Source organism: Anoxybacillus sp. P3H1B (genome assembly GCF_001560855.1).
GTDB lineage: Bacteria > Bacillota > Bacilli > Bacillales > Anoxybacillaceae > Anoxybacteroides > Anoxybacteroides rupiense.
In genome coordinates this window covers 36,512-56,445 of sequence record NZ_LPUG01000011.1, presented here as the reverse complement: position 1 = coordinate 56,445, position 19,934 = coordinate 36,512, and the positions used below count along the sequence as shown (strand labels likewise).

The window sequence follows — 19,934 nt, the reverse complement described above, 5'->3', positions numbered from 1 at the left end:
CGAAAGGAAGAAGAATATGGATTCATTGCTCTCCATTCCGCGTTCTGTTGAATGGAATCACACACATTTGACCATTTTAAATCAGCAAAAGCTTCCAAATGAGACTGAATATTTAGAATTAAAAGATATTCAATCTGTGTGGGATGCAATTGCCACATTGAAGGTTCGCGGTGCTCCAGCGATTGGCATCACAGCTGCATACGGTCTTGCTTTAGCGGCACACAGCTATCAAACGAATTCTCTCGAAGATTTTCGCAACCTTCTGAAAAAGGATCGTGATTATTTGGCAAGTGCCAGACCGACAGCCGTCAATTTATTTTGGGCGCTCGACCGCTTGATGGCCAGCATTGCGAACGTTTCGTCTGTCGCCGATGCCAAAAAAGCATTGGTTCATGAGGCAATCCGTATTCAAAGCGAGGATGAGAACACATGCCGCTCCATCGGTGAACATGCCCTTTCTCTTTTTCAAGAGGGAGATCGCATTTTAACCATCTGCAACGCTGGATCAATCGCTACGGCTCGGTATGGTACCGCGCTTGCTCCCCTTTATTTGGCAAAAGAACGCGGAATTCGTCTGCATGTCTATGCTTGCGAAACAAGACCCATTTTGCAAGGCGCGCGGCTGACGACATGGGAGCTCATGCAAGCAGGCGTTGATGTAACGCTGATCACTGATAATATGGCAGCACAAACTATAAAGACAAAAGACATCACAGCTGTCATCGTCGGTGCTGACCGCATTGCCGCAAACGGAGATACCGCCAATAAAATCGGTACATTTGGCTTGGCATTGCTCGCTAAAGCATTCAACATTCCTTTTTATGTAGCGGCTCCCCTGTCCACTATTGATTTATCGACTAAGACAGGGGCAGATATTCCGATTGAAGAGCGTCCGTCTGAAGAAATAACCGAGCTGGCAGGAACACGAATCGCTCCTCCTGGAGTAAAAGTATACAATCCTGCTTTTGATGTGACGCCTCACGAGCTGATTACAGCCATTATTACTGAAAAAGGAATCATAAGCGGCCATTATGAAAGCGTGCTGACAGCTTTGTTTAAGGAGGAAATCAAGCGATGAAAAAACGACACACATTTTTGTTGGCAATCCTATTGTTATTCGGCATCATGCTCGGAGGCTGCACCAATGAACAAGATGCTGTAAGCTCTAAACCAGCGGCTAAACAAGAAAACACGGAACAGAAGGCGACGAACAATACAGCCAATGAATCCGCTTCCGCTGAGCAGGCCGCTATTCCAAATCAATTAAAAAAACCCATTAAAATTGCGGCCATTATGCAATTTTCGATCGGTACCTTCTCCTCTCAATATATTGCTGGCGTAAAAGATCAAGTGCAGAAATTTGGCGGAGAAGTACAAGTTTACAATGCTGATAACGATTTAACGAAAATGGCTTCATATGTAGAAACCGCGATCACGCAAAATGTCGATGCCATCCTTTTGGACCACGGACGAGCCGACGCATTAAAAGGGCCGGTTGAAAAAGCGGTGGCCCAAGGTATTCCTGTCGTCGCTTTTGACAACGACTTAAATATTCCCGGCGTAACCGTCATTGACCAAGATGACTATAGCCTTGCTTGGAAAACATTAAAAACATTAGCAGAAGATTTAAATGGCGAAGGAAAAATTGTTACCATCTGGGTCGGTGGTTTTACACCAATGGAACGGCGTTATGTCATTTATGACGCATTTAAAAAACGGTATCCAAGCATTAAAGAAATTGCTAAATTCGGCAATGCCAGCTCTAATACAGCATTAGACACACAAACGCAAATGGAAGCGATTTTGAAAAAATATCCGAACAAAGGCGATATCGATGCTGTATTCGCTACATGGGACGAATTTGCGAAAGGAGCCACACGAGCCATTCAACAGGCGGGCCGTACCGAAATCAAAGTATACGGCATTGATTTAAGCGATGAAGATTTGCAAATGATTCAGCAGCCAGACAGCCCATGGGTAGCAACAACCGCGACTGACCCTGCCGAAGTCGGCCGAGTCCAAGTACGGTTTGCTTATCAAAAAATTGCAGGTGAGAAAACGCCAAGTATTTATTCTCTCGAGCCACATCTGGTGAAAAAGACAGACTTGCCTAATCAGCAAGTAACAATGGGAGATCTGCATCAATACATTACTGGCTGGGGTCAATCCAACGTCGCCCTCTCTCCATGGATGAAAACATTAGAAGAACAGGGGAAAACAAAATGAGCGGGCTTTTCATGAACAATATTTATAAATCGTTCGATCGCGTGACCGTATTAAATGGCGTGAATTTCCATGTAAAGAAAGGGGAAGTTCACGCCCTTTTAGGAATGAATGGAGCTGGAAAAAGTACATTAATGAAAATTTTAGCTGGAGATCTTCAACCCAATGAGGGAACTATCACGATCGATGGCACAGACGTCAACTTTCCAAATCCGGCGGCCGCCAAGAAGGCCGGCATTGGCTTAGTGGTTCAAGAAGTCGACACAGCGCTATTCCCCTTTTTAACAGTCTATGAAAATATTGTGGCTGATGATTTGGTCCATGCCGCCCGCCATCCATTCCTTTCATGGAAAAAGCAAAAGCAGCGGGCAGCCCAAGTACTGCAGCAAATCGGGCTATCGCTTCCGCTTGATAAACGGATTCACGAGTGTACGCTGCATGAAAAACAGCTTATTGTACTAGCGAAAGTGCTTTTCTCTTCTGCCCGTTACATTATTCTGGATGAACCGACAGCCGCCTTAAGCGAGGTAGAAACAAAACGCCTTTTTTCGATTATGAAACAATTAAAAAATCAAGGCGTTTCCTTTATCTATATTTCTCATAAGCTCAAAGAGGTGAAGGAAATTTGCGATCAGGTAACCATCCTGCGCGATGGTTCCATCGTCCATCAAGGTGATGCTGCCCAGCTGTCAATCGAAGAGATGATTTATCATATGGTTGGACGGACTCAGCAACGAAAAGAAAGAGAGCGACGCACATACGGCGAGGACATCCTTTTTGAAGTCAAGCAATTGCAAATTCCGAAAACAAACACGATGATTGATCTGCAAATTCGCAAAGGGGAAATTGTCGGAATTGCCGGATTGGTGGGGGCAGGAAAAACAGAGCTAGCCGAAAGCCTATTTGCCCATACGAAAACAACCGGGGAATGGTTGATTCATGGAAAGCGTCATACGTTTTCTTCACCAAAAGAAGCGATTGCTGCCGGCATGTGCTTTATTCCTGAAGAACGGCGAAAGCAAGGACTCTTTATGAGCGAAACGACTCGCACCAATTTAACTGTCCGTTTACTATCATCACTAGCAAAATGGCAATGGATTTCTAGAAAACAGGAGAAAGAAAGGGCTCAGCAGCTCATCGATACACTCCATATCCAGCCTTCCTCCCAGCAAGCCATCGTCAAGCAACTAAGCGGCGGCAATCAGCAAAAAATTGTCATTGGCAAATGGCTGCAAACAGGCGGCGAGGTTTTTATTTTTGATGAACCAACAAAAGGCATTGATGTGAGCGCAAAAGCAGAGGTATTTGCGATTATTCGCTCCCTGGCCGAGCAAGGGAAAGCCGTTCTATATTTAACAAATGAATTTCAAGAGCTGCTCGATATCGCTGATACAATCTATGTCATGGTTGATGGACAGCTTGTACAGCGTTTTACAGCAGAGGAAGCAACATATGAACAACTGATCTATTACAGCAGCGGAGGTGGCGAAGAAAATGGCACAAGTACAAACAACAACGCTTTCAACCGTAAAGCGATCTCCTCTTAATTTTCTATATAAACACGGAACATTGCTTGCCATTCTAGTTGTCATTGCTTATTTCAGCATTACGCTTGATCGTTTTTTGACGTATGAAAATTTTAGTGATATTTTGCGGTCCATTTCGATTGTAACACTCGTAGCCATTGGCATTACATTTTCTCTTATTGTCGACGGCTTTGATTTATCCGTCGGTTCAACGGTCAGTCTCGCCACAATCGCGAGTGCAGCTTCTCTCGTTTTATATCGACAAGAAATTTTGGTCACTCTTCTCGTTCCGCTTTTATTAGGAATAGCAGTGGGCCTATTAAATTCGTTGCTCATTGTCAAACTAAAGCTCCCTGATCTTCTGGCAACACTGGCAACCATGTATGCCATCAATGGGGTGCATCTCACTTATACAAAAGGGTTTTCCATCTACAATGACATGCCCCTTCCAGACGGAGGAACGGCGCCGGGAAAGTTTATTCCATCCTTTTTATTTATCGGCCAAGGAGAAGTAGGCGGCATTCCATTCTCTGTATTACTCATGTTATTCATTGTTGCCGCTTCCCATTTCTTTCTGACCTATACAAAGCCTGGCCGTTTATTCTACATGACAGGAGAAAATCGGGAAGCTGCCCGACTTTCGGGAATTCCAGTCAATCGCTATCGAACATATGCATATGTCATTAGCGGATTTTTCGCAGCACTTGGCGGTATCGTCCTTGCCTCGCGAATCGGAACCGGACAAGTTTCTGCCGGAGCCTCCTTTTTAATGGACGGAGTGGCCGCTGCCTATATCGGCTTTTCCGTATTCGGCGCAGGGAAACCAAACGTTATCGGCACTTTATTCGGATCCATTTTAATTGGTGTACTTTTAAACGGCTTAACCATGATGAATGTCCCATACTATGCCCAAGATATTATTAAGGGAGCGATTTTAGTAGGGGCGTTAGCGCTCTCACATCTCCAAAAGAAATAGGAATGTTTCCCCATCGGCTTATATGAAATTTTGTGATATGATAAAATTACTAGCGCATTTGTCTTATGAACGGGGGAACAAGCGGATGACGACAGCAACAACTCTTACTCACTTATTAAACAGTGCCATTCATTCGATCAAAACGGTAATTCCAGCGGGGATTGAGATTGAAAAACCGGCTTTATACCATGCTAGTTCAATCCGCTCATCTTTATCCGTGCTGATTGGAATGACTGGACAAATTCATGGGCAGTTAGTCATCGCAGGAACGAATGATCTTTTTGCGCAAATCAGTCAACTTATGTATGGAATGATGCTAGAGGGAGAAATGCTCGAATCATTTACATGCGAGTTAGGAAACATGATCGCTGGCCAATTGGCGACACACGCATCGAGCCAGCAAATGATGATGGACATCACTCCTCCCACTTTGCTTGTAGGAGAAGCGAATGTAAAAGGGTTTCAAAAAGCGATTGTTGTTCCTGTCAATATTGTAGAAAAAGGAACATTAAATATGATTGTCACTCTCCATCATGAATAAAAAAACTAGAAGCGATTTTTGCTTCTAGTTTTTTTATTCTCTAGCATAGCTTTGCTCTAAGTTTAACAGCTTTTCTTTTATATCTGTTCGACTTCCCGCATAGCCGGTTAATGAGCGATTCTTGCCAATGACGCGGTGACACGGAACTACAATGGCAAGCTCATTAGAACGGTTCGCCTGGCCGACCGCCCTTACCGCTTTCGGATTTCCAATTTTCTCAGCAATCTCGCTATAGCTTACCGTTTCGCCATATGGAATCTCGCAAAGCGCTTGCCATACCTTTTCTTGAAACGGTGTACCCTTCCATTTCAATGGAAGCTGAAATCTTTTCCGCTTTCCTCGGAAATATTCATCCATTTGTTCAAGTGCCGTTTGCAGCAACTCAGAATCGCTTTTCACCATTTGGTGGTTGCTGCTCAATTCTTCCCAGTCGTCAGCAAATAGCTCGATTTTCACAATGGCTTCCCCGTCTGAGACAATATACAAATCTCCTAGCTCTTTGGAGCTATAAACATTGTATTCTAGCTTCATGATCTCCCTCTTTTTCTGTTCTTTCAATCGGCAACGTAATATGGAAAGTCGTTCCTATCCCCACTTCGCTTTCCACATCAATTTTCCCTTGATGCTCCTCAATAATTTTATAGCTAACCATCAGCCCGAGTCCAGTTCCACGTTCTTTAGTCGTATAAAACGGTTCACCCAGCTTTTTTATTTTGTCCTGAGGAATACCGCAGCCTTGATCCTTGACGGAAACGCGAATCGATTGGCGATCCACTCTTTGAATGCCCACCTGTATTTCTCCGCCTTTTGGCATCACTTCAATGGCATTTTTTAAGATATTGATAAATACTTGCTTAAGCTGATTCGGCTCGCAGTAAATATACGGCAAATCTTCGGCAAAGTCAGGGATAATTTGCACATTATGCATCATCGCCTGAGCGCTAATTAAATCAATTGTATCTTTCATAATTTTGCAAACATCATTTTGCTGGTATTGAATGGCTTGCGGTTTTGCGAGCACAAGAAACTCGGTAATAATGGACTCAATTCTCTTTAACTCAGACATAATCACATCAAAGTACATGGAGTAATCTTCGCTAATGCTGCCTTGCAACAACTGAATAAATCCTTTTAATGCTGTCATCGGATTACGAATCTCATGAGCAATTCCTGCTGCCAGCTCACCCACCACATTAAGCGTATCTGATTTACGAAGCTGCCACTCCAGTTCTTTTCTCTCAGTCACATCCCGCAGCATCATCATACCAACATTAGGAATAATTTCCCTTTTTAATGAAATTTCAACTGTTCGTTGCTCTCCCTTATTTGTTAACAGCGTCATTTCCGCATAAGCTTTGCCAAATTGCTCGCACTGCTTAATCAATTTATAAAACACCTTCTGCTCTTTTTCCGGGACCCAGTGGACAAACGGCTCATGAATTAATTGCTGCTTTGTTGCTTGAAAAATTTCGCAAGCGATTGGGTTCGCATCCAAAATACGATACCCCTCTCCCCAAAGCAGAATGCCATTCATCGAGTGATCAAAAATGCTGCGAAATTTTTGTTCGCTCTCCTGCAGTTCTTTTTCCATTTTGCGTCTTTCGGTGACGTTGCGGAAAATAGCCAAATGGAAGCCGTCAATAACTCCCTGCTTCATCGTAAACTCAAGCTGCTTATCCTCTCCATTCGGCATATGAAAGGTTAGTTCATCACGAATTTCGCCCGTTTTTCGGAAAAGCTCAAACACATGGTGTGCCTTTTCGTCGCGATAGTCAATAAAATCAAGCAAATTTCTTCTTGTGAGCAAATTGAGCGGCAGCTCGAACGTTCGGCTTGCAGCAGGATTGGCATTGACAATGTGTCCATAGTCATTCCAAATTAAAATCGCCTCATGCGCTTGTTCAAACATCGCACGGAATCGCTCTTCGCTTTTTTGGAGCTTAATCTCCATATTTTTCTTTTCCGTGACATCGCGCATAATCGCCATATAAAATCCGCTATATACATTTGATGTCATGGTTAATTCAAACATTTTGACCGTTCCGTCAAACCGGATAAACGACAGTTCTCCCTTCGCCGTTCCTTTTTCTTTTAGTTCAACTAAAAGCTGAACAAAATCGTCTTTGCATTCTGGTGCAACGAATTGCTGGAAGGACAAATTCAGCAGCTTGGCTTTTTCTAAATTTAAGCTCATGCAAAAAGCGGGGTTTACATCAATAAACCGCCCGAATTCATCGAAAATGATAATGCTGTCTACTGCGCGATTAAATACATCCTTAAATAAAAACTCGTTGATGATTCGTTCTCGTTCCAGCGCTTTTCGCGCCGAAATATCACGCATAATGGCTAAATCAAAGTGGTTGAATGCATCTTTTTTCATCGAAAATTCAATGTGCTTGATCTTCCCGTTCGCTAGCTTAATCAGCAATTCATCGCTAAAGGAGCCAAACTTATGTAACATGGATTGCTGAAATGCTAAAATGTCTGGGGGAACCAAATCAAGAAACAAGGTAAACGATTTCCCCACCAGTTCTCCCTTGTCCATTTCAAACAGCTGACACGCTGCCTCATTCACCTCTACAAACTCACCGTTTTTATTAAAAATCACGATCGCATCTAGTGATCTTTCAAAAATAATGGAATATCCGCATAGCTGTTCTCTCAGGCGTCTATTTTCTTCTTCTAACGACCTGACGTTAATCATTAAATCTTCTTCTTCCCGATGAGAAAGGCTGTTATTCACCATTAGCACCTCTCCTTCTCCCATAACGGCATAATATTCAATTATATTCGCTATAAAAAAGGGTACTCCTTCCATTGTTTTCGAAAAAATTCCTATTAATATTCAATAAAAGGGATATTTTGTTTTTAACTGTCAAGTTGCGCTGATATTTGCTTTTTTCTTTTATCACCAATATATGCTGCTTTTGTTTTTTTCATTTATCTTTTGACAAAACTGTGGTATATTAGAGTGTTGTTTTGAGACTTAAACGCTGATCTATTGAAATTCTTATTGATTAATGAACAGTCGCGATAGGCTAAGCTGTAAGCATTGCTTAGAATGTTGTGAATAAAGGAGTTTTTGCCTATGAATATCATCTGTGCGACATTAAATGCTAAGTATATCCATACAAATTTAGCGATTCGCTACTTAAAAGCATATGCTGAACCAGAGTTTACCATCCAGCTTGCGGAATATACCATTAAAGATCCGGCGATGAATATTGTGACAGATCTTTATCGAAAAAAACCGGATATTATCGGTTTTAGCTGTTATATTTGGAATATTGAAGAAACCATTAAAGTCGTGAAAATGCTGAAAAAAATTGATCCTACCATTACGATTGTCGTCGGCGGACCTGAAGTATCGTATGATGTCCGCGAGTGGCTCGAAACCGTTCCCGAATTTGATTTTATCGTCATCGGGGAAGGGGAAGAAACGTTTAAACAATTTCTGGCGCAAATGAATGGAGAACGCAATTTTAATCAGGTACACGGACTCGCCTTTCGTCAAGAAGGACGAATCGTCATCAATCCTCAACGAAACAAAATCCGTTTAGCGGAAATGCCTTCTCCTTTCCGTTTTCCGGAGGACATTCCGCATTTATCCAAGCGCATTACTTATATTGAGACAAGCAGAGGCTGTCCATTCAGCTGTCAGTTTTGTTTATCGTCCATTGAAGTAGGTGTTCGCTATTTTGACAAGGAAAAAGTGAAAGAAGATATTCGCTATTTAATGAAGCATGGGGCGCGCACGATTAAATTTGTCGATCGGACCTTTAATATAAGCCGCAGCTATGCGATGGACATGTTTCAATTTCTTATTGAGGAGCATGTTCCCGGAACCGTGTTTCAATTTGAAATTACAGCTGACATTATGCGCCCAGAAGTCATTGAGTTTTTAAATCAACATGCGCCGCCGGGTCTTTTTCGATTTGAAATCGGCGTTCAGTCAACCAATGACGAAGTAAATAAGCTCGTGATGAGAAAACAAAATTTCGCCAAGCTCACTCGCACAGTAACGATGGTAAAAGAGGGAGGAAAAATTGCCCAGCATCTCGATTTAATCGCTGGATTGCCTGAGGAAGATTACACCTCCTTCCGAAATACATTTAATGATGTGTTTGCGCTTCGTCCAGAAGAGCTGCAGTTAGGATTTTTAAAAATGCTGCGCGGCACCGGATTGCGCCTGCGCGCTGCTGAATACGGATATGTATTTATGGATCACGCACCATATGAAGTATTAAAAAATCATGTTTTGTCATTTGCTGAAATCATCCGCATCAAGCAAGTAGAAGATGTATTAGAAAAATATTGGAATGCCCATCGGATGGATGAAACAATCGAATACTTAGTCACCCATACGTTTTCTACACCTTTTGATTTCTTTCAAGAGTTTGGGACCTATTGGGATGAACAAGGCTGGGGACGCATCGGCCATCAGCTCGAAGATTTATTCCGTCGTCTTCATCAATTTTTGCAGGAAAAAGCCTGTGAAGATCTTTCGGTGGTTGAAGCATTGATGAAGTATGATTATTTGCGCAACCAGAAGCATAAGCCGCGGAAGCCTTGGTGGGAGGAAAAAACAGACAAAGAACGGCGCGCTGCTCTTTATCGCTCTCTTCTTGAACAGCCGTCCATTTTAGGAGAAGCTTTTATGTCTCTCCATTTAGACGAAAAAGATTTATTTAAGCATACGATTATGGAATTGGTTTCAATCGATATTGGACATTACTTGGAAACAAAAGAAATCCATTACACTCCGACCGTGATGATTGCTTATTTTGACCCAATTCAGCTGCAAACGATGATTTTCTCCGCTCCATTGTCATTATTTTCATCGACATTAAAAAAGTAGGGAACTTTCCCTACTTTTTCTTTTTTGACTTCTTCATTTCTTCCATTAGCGCCAGTATTTGCTGTGCATTGAAATCTCCTGTTTCAAAGGCAAACTCCTCTTGATTGCGATTGTCCATACGGCTATGTTCTTGGTTTTTCTTGTTCATTCGCCTTGCATTCCTTTTTTCGAATTGCGGTTAGCCCCGCGAATCATCGGTTCATCGCTTGCGTATTGCGCAATACCTTCCGATTCGGGCAAGCTTTCCGTTGGGGTTTTGTTATTGTTTTTGGCTGCATTTTCCTTGACTTTTCGTTTCATCCTTAGGCCTCCATTATTTTTTCTTATGCTTGTATGCAATAAGGACAATCTCTTCTCCTGTTTCCTCCCGCAGCGATTTTTCAAGCTGCTGTAATTTCTTCAATGAATCGTCCCGCAAATGGGCTACAGGAAAGGCAGTATTGTTCATGACACATCCCCTTTTTTTCTTTACTTTTCGTAAAAGCTGTTTGTTTTATTCATAATATTTTGCGACGGGTTCAAACTATAATAGAGGTGAAAAATATGGACAAAGACAGCAAATTAGAATCACCCATTTTAGATGAAACGCTTCCTCATCAAATTCATGCCCCTTCTTTTAAAGGAACAGGCATTCAAATGAAACCGCCATTTGTGAATCAATATGGAGTCATTATCGGCGACAGCAAATACAATTCCCCTCATTCTCCATTGAATCAATGGAGCGATGAAGTGGATCCAAGCGTCATGTCCGGAGAGGAATGGGTGCATCCAACCAATGATATCGGTTGGAATACACCGGAAAACCGCGAGCTACTGGAAGCAAAAAAGCGGCCGCAATCCGTTCCGTTCATGCATCCAAGCATTGACACAAGCTATGGACAAGATTGACCTTTTCTTTAATTAAGTAGGAGCTCCTTATCATTGATTGGAGATCTTTCTAAGTGGTAGACAAAGTTAAAATAGACTTTGTCTACTCCCATTTTAAAGATCGTGAATTCATTGCCATTTTCCCTTATGAGGCAAGGAACGAAGCCGAATGCGAACCAAGAAAAGTGCTTGCCAACACCCACCTCCACTCCGTTAAGAGGTCGGAGACTTGTCGGTGGATCATGTAAAAAGGATCTCCTCTATTGCTTGGAGATCCTTTTTTATTTTAGTCATCATGGTTTGAGTACGACTTTAATGCAGCCATCCTTCTTTTCATCAAAAATTTCATACGCGTGCGCCGCATCCTTTAAAGGCAAGCGGTGGGTAATAATGTCGGTAGGGTCGAATTTTTCTTCCACAATCCACTGATATAAAGTCGGAAGATAGTGAATCACAGGTGCTTGTCCCATCTTTAAAGTAACATTGCGGGCAAATAAATCCCCAAGCGGAAACTGATTATAGCGCGAGCCATAGACCCCTACTAGCTGAATGGTGCCGCCTTTGCGAACCGCTTGTGTAGCAATGACAATGGCTCCCATCGCTCCCCCTTGCAGCTTTAATGCAGATTCAACCATCTCAAGCGCCGTCTTTTTGCCATCTAAACCGACACAGTCAATCACGATATCCGCTCCGCCGCCTGTGATTTCTCTTATATATTCTCCCACATTTTCATATTCAGTAAAATTAATGGTCTCCACCCGATTCACATTTCGTGCATGCTCCAAGCGATAGCCGATGTAATCAACCGCAATCACTCGTTTGGCTCCTTTTAGCCAAGCAAATTTTTGCGTCAACAGTCCGACAGGGCCGCAGCCGAGAACAACTACCGTATCCCCGTCCTTTACTCCGGCTTCATCAACACCCCAAAAGGCTGTAGGAATAATATCGGATAAAAATAACAGCTTTTCATCCTCAAGTTCACAATCTTGCGGGACAACAAAAGAGGTAAAATTAGCGAATGGAACGCGCAAATATTCCGCTTGTCCCCCTGCGTAACCGCCGAACGTTTCAGAATAGCCAAAATAAGCGCCAGCATCTCCATGTTGATTCGATGTATCGCATTGGCTTTCTAATCCATGACGGCAATACCAGCATTGGCCGCAGGCAATCGTAAATGGCACAATGACTCGATCCCCTTTTTTTACCTTCGTTACTCCTGGACCGACTTCCTCTACAATGCCCATCGGTTCATGACCGATGACAAAATCATGCGGCATATTCGGAATCATTCCATGGATAAGATGCAGATCAGAGCCGCAAATAGCCGTGCTTGTAATTCGTACGATCATATCATCATCCTTGACAATAGACGGATCAGGTACATTTTTCACTTGTACGTTTTTAATGCCTTGATAAGTAACCGCTTGCATCATGCGTTTTCTCCTTTCTTTGATGGTTTTATTCCTGCCACAATCACCACACTGGCCAGCACGCATAAACCAGCTAATACGTAAAACATCATATCCGTTGATTTCTTCATTAATAGGGCAACGACTGGCGGGCCTGAAGCCACGCCGATAAAGCGCATCGAGCTATAAATCGAAGTGATGGTTCCTCGTTCTTTTTTCTCAATTCCTTCGGTAATGAGCGCATCTAGACAAGGTAAGGCAACACCAATCCCAATGCCGCTTAAAAAGAAAATGGTTAATTGAAGCCAAATATTTTCAAAAAAACTTAATAAAAATGTAGCGATGGCTAGGAGCGATACCCCAGCAAAGGTAAGCCACTTCATCAATAGTTTGTTCTTTTCAATTTTCTTTCCGGTAAGAAATGAAGCGATGCAAAGCGCCCCAAGCGGCAAAGCAAGCGCAAATCCTTTTTTTACCCCGTCCATATGATGACGGCTCTCAAGCATACTCGATAAAAAGAATAAGACGCCAAATAAAGCAAACATTAAAATTCCGCCGATCATAAAAATGGCATAAAGCCAACGCCCTTCCCTCTGAAAAATTCCTTTCATCTCATGTAAAAATTGTTTGAACGGCATAGGTTCTTGAGACTTGCGCGGAGTTTTAATAAAAAATAGCATAAGCGCAATAGAAATCGCACAAAAAATCGGAAATGAAAAAAAAGGGAAAAACCAACTAAACCCAGCAAGAAAAGCACCTAATATCGGGCTCAATACTTTCCCAAATGTATTCGCTGTCTCAATCGTCCCTAAACAGCTGCTCATTTCGCTTTCATTTTTATACAGATCGCCAACAAGGGGCAAAACGATCGGAGCTGCTCCAGCTGCCCCTGCACCTTGAAGCATTCGACCGATTAAAATAAACATATACGAATGATCCATTTTCCAGGCGGCCCACCCGGAAACAAGGCCACCAATCGCCGCTAAAATTAAACTTGGAATGATGACTTTCTTCCGTCCAATACGATCGCTTAAATATCCAGCAATCGGTATTAAAATAATAGCCACGATGGAGTACACGGTAATAATCATGCTTGATTGAAAGGATGAAATCGCCAATTCTCGCTCCATAGTCGGCAAAACAGGAATTAACATCGAATTCCCTAATGTCATGACTAAGGGAATCGATGACAAGGATATAATAGCCAGTTTTTTTCCTTTTGACTCTTCTCCTTCTCTTTTCACATTTTTATCTTGTTGAGACAACTGCTCTATCCATTCCATATAACATTCCTACCTTACATTAATATATAAATGATTAGCTCATATGAACGCGTTTTTTGCATTTTTATTCGTTCGAGTTCGATGATTGGAAATGCTGTATATAAACTTAGGCACTCCCGTCATCCTCTCCACCTCTTTTCAGCATGATGGAGCAAAGATTATCCACTTCTTTTCTCATGGTGAATAGCCTTATTGTGTGGCAAAACCTCGTAGTTCTGTTATAAAAACAGCGGACAATAACAATGAGAAGCATTTCTTTCTATAGCCTGCCTTTTAGGAAATGTACCAGCTTAATGATGGATATAGATGCCCCTAAGGCGATCCTGTTGATCCTTCCCCGTTCTAGGCATGACAAAAAGCCAAACAAGGCTGCCCCCACTCATAGATCTGTACAGCGATTCGTTAGTTCATCATTCAATAGCCGGAAAAACACCAGATACATACCAATGCTAAACGGCATCTATGGTGAAGCTATAGTAAAGGAAGAAGTTGATTTTCTCAAAGCTTTCATCATTCGTACGTCCTTTATTCCCCCTTTACGCGCTAAATGGATTCATACACGTTTAGCATCTCCTTCAATTATCATGACATTCTGTAAATTTTTTCAAAACAAAAAAGCTGATCTTATTAAAGAAGATTTTTCGATACATGTATAGAATGGAACATCTGTGAAGCTTTCTATACACGTCATCGATGACATTTCTTCTTTCTTAAGATCAGCGTTTCAATCTATGCGCTCAGGCGGGTTAATTATCCAATATTCCTCGCTTTTCTGTTGAAGTTTAGCGATATCATTCTGTTTTTTAAGTAAAATAATGGAAAAAACAATAGTGTGCGCTATTTTCCACCTGTAAATGATATTCCTTTGATGAAATAACGATTAAAAAAGATATAAATGAGAAGCACGGGCAAGGTGAACACCATGGATGCTGACATAATATAGTTCCAATAGCTAATATACTGTCCTTTAAAGCTGTTTAAGCCAAGCGGCAAGGTAAACATTGCTGGATCAGAAAGAATAATAAGCGGACGCATAAAATCATTCCATGATCCCATAAACACAAAAATGGCTTGTGCCGCTAAAGCGGGCCTCGCTAACGGAAGCACGATCCGAAAAAAGGTTCCAATCCGGCTAAGGCCGTCCAATGCCGACGCTTCTTCCAATTCCTTTGGGAAATTAATAAAAAACTGGCGCATCATAAAAATAAAGGTAGCATTCATCATCGTCGGTACGATCATCCCTTGATACGAGTTGAGCCATCCAAACCACTTTAAGATAAGGTAATTGGGAATCAGCGTCACCTGTGCAGGAATCATTAATACGGCTAAAATAATCACAAAAAGAGGCTTTTTGCCCGGAAATCGCAACCGCGCGAGCGCATAGCCCGCCATTGAATTAAACAACAAATTCAAAACGGTAACGGCTGCCGCAACAATCACGCTGTTAAGCAGCCATCGCGGAAACATTTCCTGTTCAACAAAAATTTGCCGGTAATTCTCAAGCGTAAACTGTTTAGGAATAAAAGAAACCGTTCCACTTACAATTTCCTCAAGTGTTTTAAACGAAGAAGAAAGCGCCCATAAAAACGGAAGCATCGTCGCTACAGCATAAAGCACAAGAATAATGTATAACAATCCTTTGGCTATCCCGATTTTTTTCTTCATCGCACCCATCTCCTTTAGTAAAGAGACTCCTCTTTTGAAAATTTTCGCTGCAACCATGTCGCCATCAAAATAATGAGCGCTAAAATAAAGGCGAGCGCTGCAGCATATCCCATCGTCCCTAATGTTTTAAACGCATATTGATAAATGAGAAGCACAATGGTGAGTGTCGAATTATCTGGACCTCCTGAACCCGCTGAAAAAATATAGGATTGATCGAACAATTGAAACGTGCCAATAAGTCCCATAATAACGACAAACGAGGTCACCGGACGCAAATAGGGCACCGTCACATACCAAAATTTTTGCAAAGCGTTAGCTCCATCCAACTCAGCTGCTTCATAAAGCGAATCAGGAATATCTTGCAGCGCTGCCAAATAAATGACCATAAAATACGGAGCGGTCGACCAAATATTCATCGCCATAATGGCGCTCAGTGCCACTTTCGGATCTCCAAGCCAATTGTAGGTTGGAAGCCCGATCGCTGCCAACACATGATTAATTAAGCCGTTTTGATTATACATCCACATAAAAATGAGCGTTAAGACCGCCGAAGAAGTTAGTGTCGGCAAAAAATAAATAATGCGAAACCACTTTTGTCCTTTTAACCCTGCGTTTAACGTAGCTGCTAATATAAGAGCAAGCACGGTTTGACAAGGCACTACAATGATGACGTACTTAATGGTATTCCATAGGGCAATTTTCGCACGCAAATCCCCACCCATTCTTTTAAAGTTGTCAATCCCGACAAATTCAAAGGAAGTGGCACCAAGCAACTGCACTTTATGGAATGAGAGAAAAACGATAAACAAAATCGGGCCGATAATAAATAACAGCAGTACAAACAGTGTTGGTGAAAGCAGGGCATAGGCGGCGCCCGCTTCTCGCCACGCTTTTTTTCTCATATTCATTCCTCTCCTTAAATGAAGGAAATTCCGTTGACTTTTCCCCTAAACGCTATTCTTTTTATCACGATCTTATATAACGCAGGTAGCTGATAGAAGAAAGCTCTTCTATCAGCTACCTCCTTTATTCGTTTCCTTTAATTTCTTTATTAGCGGTTTCTTGAGCTTCTTTTAAAGCCTCTTTCAAAGAGCGGTCGCCTAAAAATGCACTGACAAATTGGTTATTAAAGTTGTTCATAATAATTGGCAGGTTCGTCCCGTTTTGCCATACGGTTGCATAAGAAGCTCCTGCCACTATTGGCGCGCGCAATGGATCTTTGTCAAATCCGAGCTCAGCAGCGACAGATTTGCGTGATGGAAGCTCTAATCCTTTACTTGTCCATATTTTCATTCCTTCTTTTCCGGTTAAAAAGGAAAGTAATTCCCATGCTGCTTCTTTATTCTTCGCGTCTTTGTTCATAACATAGGCTACTGTATATGCCATCGTCGCTTTCTTTCCATCCAATGTTGGCACTTCAGCTGTTCCGTACTCTAAGTTCGGGAAGGTTTCATCTAAAAATGGGATAGCCCAGTTTCCTTCAATCACCATTGCTGCTTTTCCTTGTCCAAACATTTCACTGCCTGAACTCGCTCCCACTTCTTTAGGCTCTGCTGTCGACCGGTCTTTAAGATGCATATCCACAATTGGTTGAAGCGCTTCCACTACTTTTGAATCGGCAAAGCTTGCTTTATTATCAGTGACTACCTTTCCGCCTTTTGATTCTGCGAGGTAGTAAAGGCGAGCTAATTCCGGCATCACTCCAAATCCATATACGTCCTTCCCCTTTGTTAATTTTTTCGCAGCTTCCCTTAATTCATCCCATGTTTGTGGTACTTCCACACCAGCTTCATCTAGCATTTTTTTGTTATAAAATAAGGCGAGTGTTGAATATCCTTTTGGAAACCCATAAATTTTTCCATCCTTTCCTTTGAACGCATCAAGCAACGGCTTTTCAAAATCGTTTATATCAAAATCATTGGTTACATAAGAATCAAGTGGCTCTAGCACTCCCGTTTCAATTAAAGCAGGGGCTTCAAAAGCATCAAGATAAAAAACATCCGGCCCTTCTCCACCCACAAGACGTGTTTTAATCACATCCATATATTGATCTGAAATCACTTCATATTTCACCTTAATATTTGGATGGGTTTTTTCAAATTCATCTAGCGTCTGCTGAAGCAGCTTTTGCTCTGTCGGATTTCCTCCCCATCCAGCAAGCGTTACTTCCACTTTCCCATTGTTGTTTGTGCTTTCTTTGCCGCTTCCGGCCTTTTCATTGCCGCTGCTGCATCCTGATAAAGCGCTTCCAACTAATAATGAAGTCATCGCAATGGTGGCTAATTTTTTCCCCTTCATGTTTAAAAACCCCTTTCTTAAATAAAATGATCATATATACAAGGAAGAGAAGACTCTTCCTTATGTAGAAACAAAAACAAGATCGTAGCCGGTTGTATTTTCATGAACGTGAACGTTCATTTTTCCTTGCTCCCGCACAACCGTTAAGGACAGTTGTCCATCGCCAATCGCCATATTGCTTATTTTTAAAAAATTCATCGAATCCAGCAAAGTTGGTGATAGTCGAATTTCTTTTGTTAAGCTATTTGGAAACAAGCCAAGCAATGCTTGAATAAAGACAAGCGGAGTTCCTGCCGCCCAAGCTTGCGGCGAACAAGCCACGGGGTATTTCACAGGCTTGCCAAATGACTTGTCATAACCGCAAAACAATTCCGGCAAACGATCATATTCAAAATGTTCAGCCGCCTCAATCAGCCCGCTCATAATCAATGTTGCTGCGTCTCGCCGCCCCAATTTGCTCAATCCGAGTAAAATGATACTGTTATCATGAGGCCAGATGCTTCCATCATGGTAGCTCATCGGATTATATCCCGTTTCTCCTTTCCCCATTGTGCGAATTCCGTAACCAGAAAACATTTTCGGAGACAGGAGCATGCGGACGACGGCGTCTGCCCGATCTTGATTAAGCATATCGGCAAACAAAACGTGTCCCGGATTCGAAGTAATGGTGCCAACCTGCCGTTTCTGCTCATCTAACGCAATAGCATAAAACTCGACATCCTCCATCCAAAACTGCTCGTCAAATTGGTCTTTTAATGCCTTCGCCTGTTGGCGAAGTTTTTCGGCACGTTCTCCCTCATTCAATTTTTCAAAAATATCAGCAAGCCCTTTTTTCGCTTGATAAACATATCCTTGTACTTCTGCGAGAGCAATAGGAGATTTTGCGTATTCGCCGTTGCGATGCACAATAGAGTCACCGGAGTCTTTCCATCCCTGGTTGGCAATTCCTTTGCTTGATTCTTGATGATATTCAACAAACAAGTCGCCATCGCGATCGCCGTATTGATCGATCCAAGCGAGGGCAGCATCAACATTTTCTTTTAATTGGTCAACAATGGCCAAATCTCCCGTCCATTTCACATATTCTGTTAATAACACAAGAAATAACGGGGTGGCATCAATCGTTCCATAATACGGCGTAAACGGAATTTGATTGGTGTTGGCCAACTCGCCAAACCGAATCTCATGCATAATTTTTCCCGGTTGTTCATCACGCCATGGATCAAGCTTTGTTCCTTGATAACGAGCCATAGTCAAAAGAGTGCCTTTGGCAATTTCCGGATTAAAAGCAAGCAACTGTAGCGCCGCAATTAAACTATCGCGTCCAAAAGGAACCCCGAACCAAGGCAATCCTGCCACCGGAAACGGTCCGTATCCTAAATCGGTCAACAACACCCGCACATCGTTAATACCACGATGAACAAGACGTTGCAGCGGTTCGTAATCGGTCTCTATTTCTGTAATTTTTTCCTGCCATTGTTGATAAGACCACTTTAAGCGCCGCAGCGCCTCATCTGGATGAAGGACCTCGTTGGCCGCTTCTTGACCGATTTGCGGCTGCACAATAAATGTTACGGTTTCTTCAGCCGCAGGCTGGAGAGAAAAACGAAATGCGATTTCTCCATGCTCAAAAGCGGCCTTTTCTTGACGATCCCAACTAATTTTGGTGGTTCGTGTAAGCTCGTCTTCCCCCTTATAGTGGAACATAAGCGAGCGTTCTCCGACTGTTTGGCCTGTACGTGTCCCCACTTTTCCTGTTTGGAATCCGCGCACTAGAAACATGTCAGCAAAATCAACATCAACCTGGATGTTCAAATCGAAGGTCACTGGCTTTGGATAGTAATTTTTTAATTTCACGACTTCATAAAGAACATTTTCATAAATAAATCGTTTCCTTTCTATTTCGATCGACTCGCGCCATAAAATCAATTCTCCACCTTTCTCCATATGCGGATTTGTGAGCAGAATCGTCGCTGCATAGTTTTCCGCTGCATCGGACGAAAGCAGCACAGGCTCTTCGCCATTGATTCGCAAATCCCATTTGCTCAAAAAACGAGTATCTTTTATGTACAATCCTAGACCGTACGGATGATTTTCTGGGATATTCCCTTTTTGATCCGTTAACAGAAATAGCTCATTCTCTTTAATCACTCGATATTCCATTCACTGATGCCTCCTCTTGCTTGAAAGCGTTTTGGAGATCCATACGCCAAATCCGAAACGTTTTGATTTTCGTTTCCAAAACGTTTCGGATCATCAACTAAAAAAAAGCAACCTATTCCAAAACG

18 protein-coding genes are annotated in these 19,934 nt (G+C 42.3%); 7 read left to right on the top strand and 11 right to left on the bottom strand.

What is annotated here, in order from left to right; all coding sequences use genetic code 11:
• Window positions 1-16: 16 nt before the first annotated feature.
• The 5 genes from mtnA to AT864_RS04390 all read left to right on the top strand — a co-directional run bounded on the left by mtnA (window position 17) and on the right by AT864_RS04390 (window position 5,266).
• Complete coding sequence (gene mtnA, locus AT864_RS04410; RefSeq protein ID WP_066146932.1) at window positions 17-1,078, top strand: S-methyl-5-thioribose-1-phosphate isomerase; 1,062 nt, start codon at window positions 17-19, stop codon at window positions 1,076-1,078.
• Window positions 1,075-2,226, top strand: coding sequence for a sugar ABC transporter substrate-binding protein (locus AT864_RS04405; protein ID WP_066146930.1), 1,152 nt, complete (start codon window positions 1,075-1,077; stop codon window positions 2,224-2,226). Before mtnA ends, AT864_RS04405 begins: the two co-directional genes overlap by 4 nt.
• Entirely contained in the window at window positions 2,223-3,770 is a 1,548-nt protein-coding gene (locus AT864_RS04400) for a sugar ABC transporter ATP-binding protein (protein WP_066146928.1), read from the top strand. The genes AT864_RS04405 and AT864_RS04400 overlap by 4 nt, the downstream gene beginning before the upstream one ends.
• Window positions 3,718-4,725 carry an ABC transporter permease gene (locus AT864_RS04395; RefSeq protein WP_066146926.1) on the top strand — a complete coding sequence of 336 codons (1,008 nt, stop codon included), beginning with the start codon at window positions 3,718-3,720 and terminating at the stop codon, window positions 4,723-4,725. The genes AT864_RS04400 and AT864_RS04395 overlap by 53 nt, the downstream gene beginning before the upstream one ends.
• An 85-nt stretch (window positions 4,726-4,810) precedes the next feature.
• The gene (locus AT864_RS04390; RefSeq protein WP_066146924.1) at window positions 4,811-5,266 is read left to right on the top strand and encodes a chemotaxis protein CheX; all 456 of its coding nucleotides are present in this window, start codon (window positions 4,811-4,813) and stop codon (window positions 5,264-5,266) included.
• A gap of 33 nt (window positions 5,267-5,299) precedes the next feature.
• Here the strand turns inward: AT864_RS04390 and AT864_RS04385 are convergent, their stop codons facing one another.
• Together AT864_RS04385 and AT864_RS04380 are read right to left on the bottom strand one after the other, a co-directional pair.
• The gene (locus AT864_RS04385) at window positions 5,300-5,797 is read right to left on the bottom strand and encodes a methylated-DNA--[protein]-cysteine S-methyltransferase (protein ID WP_066146922.1); all 498 of its coding nucleotides are present in this window, start codon (window positions 5,795-5,797) and stop codon (window positions 5,300-5,302) included.
• Complete coding sequence (locus AT864_RS04380; RefSeq protein WP_156450502.1) at window positions 5,772-8,009, bottom strand: PAS domain-containing sensor histidine kinase; 2,238 nt, start codon at window positions 8,007-8,009, stop codon at window positions 5,772-5,774. Before AT864_RS04380 ends, AT864_RS04385 begins: the two co-directional genes overlap by 26 nt.
• Before the next feature lie 345 nt (window positions 8,010-8,354).
• Between AT864_RS04380 and AT864_RS04375 the strand changes: the two genes are divergently transcribed.
• The gene (locus tag AT864_RS04375) at window positions 8,355-10,124 is read left to right on the top strand and encodes a B12-binding domain-containing radical SAM protein (protein ID WP_066146918.1); all 1,770 of its coding nucleotides are present in this window, start codon (window positions 8,355-8,357) and stop codon (window positions 10,122-10,124) included.
• Between the two features lie 10 nt (window positions 10,125-10,134).
• On the opposite strand, the gene AT864_RS18090 is transcribed toward AT864_RS04375, so the two are convergent.
• The 3 genes from AT864_RS18090 to AT864_RS18480 are packed head-to-tail and all read right to left on the bottom strand — an operon-like array spanning window position 10,135 to window position 10,572.
• Window positions 10,135-10,272, bottom strand: coding sequence for a hypothetical protein (locus AT864_RS18090; protein ID WP_172798644.1), 138 nt, complete (start codon window positions 10,270-10,272; stop codon window positions 10,135-10,137).
• Window positions 10,269-10,424, bottom strand: coding sequence for a hypothetical protein (locus tag AT864_RS18085; protein ID WP_197430996.1), 156 nt, complete (start codon window positions 10,422-10,424; stop codon window positions 10,269-10,271). The genes AT864_RS18090 and AT864_RS18085 overlap by 4 nt, the downstream gene beginning before the upstream one ends.
• A 13-nt stretch (window positions 10,425-10,437) precedes the next feature.
• Window positions 10,438-10,572 carry a hypothetical protein gene (locus AT864_RS18480; protein ID WP_255357493.1) on the bottom strand — a complete coding sequence of 45 codons (135 nt, stop codon included), beginning with the start codon at window positions 10,570-10,572 and terminating at the stop codon, window positions 10,438-10,440.
• Window positions 10,573-10,667: 95 nt separating this feature from the next.
• On the opposite strand from AT864_RS18480, the gene AT864_RS04370 reads away from it, so the two are divergent.
• Entirely contained in the window at window positions 10,668-11,012 is a 345-nt protein-coding gene (locus AT864_RS04370) for a DUF3905 domain-containing protein (protein ID WP_044746731.1), read from the top strand.
• A 272-nt stretch (window positions 11,013-11,284) separates the two neighbouring features.
• Here the strand turns inward: AT864_RS04370 and AT864_RS04365 are convergent, their stop codons facing one another.
• The 6 genes from AT864_RS04365 to AT864_RS04335 all read right to left on the bottom strand — a co-directional run bounded on the left by AT864_RS04365 (window position 11,285) and on the right by AT864_RS04335 (window position 19,809).
• Window positions 11,285-12,421 carry a zinc-dependent alcohol dehydrogenase gene (locus AT864_RS04365; RefSeq protein ID WP_066147680.1) on the bottom strand — a complete coding sequence of 379 codons (1,137 nt, stop codon included), beginning with the start codon at window positions 12,419-12,421 and terminating at the stop codon, window positions 11,285-11,287.
• Window positions 12,421-13,683: an MFS transporter gene (locus AT864_RS04360; RefSeq protein WP_044746732.1), complete on the bottom strand. Its 1,263-nt coding sequence runs from the start codon at window positions 13,681-13,683 to the stop codon at window positions 12,421-12,423. Before AT864_RS04360 ends, AT864_RS04365 begins: the two co-directional genes overlap by 1 nt.
• Window positions 13,684-14,520: 837 nt before the next feature.
• Window positions 14,521-15,348, bottom strand: a complete 828-nt coding sequence (locus AT864_RS04350; protein ID WP_066146914.1) for a carbohydrate ABC transporter permease — start codon at window positions 15,346-15,348, stop codon at window positions 14,521-14,523.
• Between the two features lie 14 nt (window positions 15,349-15,362).
• The gene (locus tag AT864_RS04345; RefSeq protein ID WP_231734591.1) at window positions 15,363-16,250 is read right to left on the bottom strand and encodes a carbohydrate ABC transporter permease; all 888 of its coding nucleotides are present in this window, start codon (window positions 16,248-16,250) and stop codon (window positions 15,363-15,365) included.
• A 124-nt stretch (window positions 16,251-16,374) separates the two neighbouring features.
• Window positions 16,375-17,646: an ABC transporter substrate-binding protein gene (locus tag AT864_RS04340; RefSeq protein ID WP_066146910.1), complete on the bottom strand. Its 1,272-nt coding sequence runs from the start codon at window positions 17,644-17,646 to the stop codon at window positions 16,375-16,377.
• A 60-nt stretch (window positions 17,647-17,706) separates the two neighbouring features.
• Entirely contained in the window at window positions 17,707-19,809 is a 2,103-nt protein-coding gene (locus AT864_RS04335) for an amylo-alpha-1,6-glucosidase (protein WP_066146908.1), read from the bottom strand.
• Window positions 19,810-19,934: the final 125 nt, after the last annotated feature.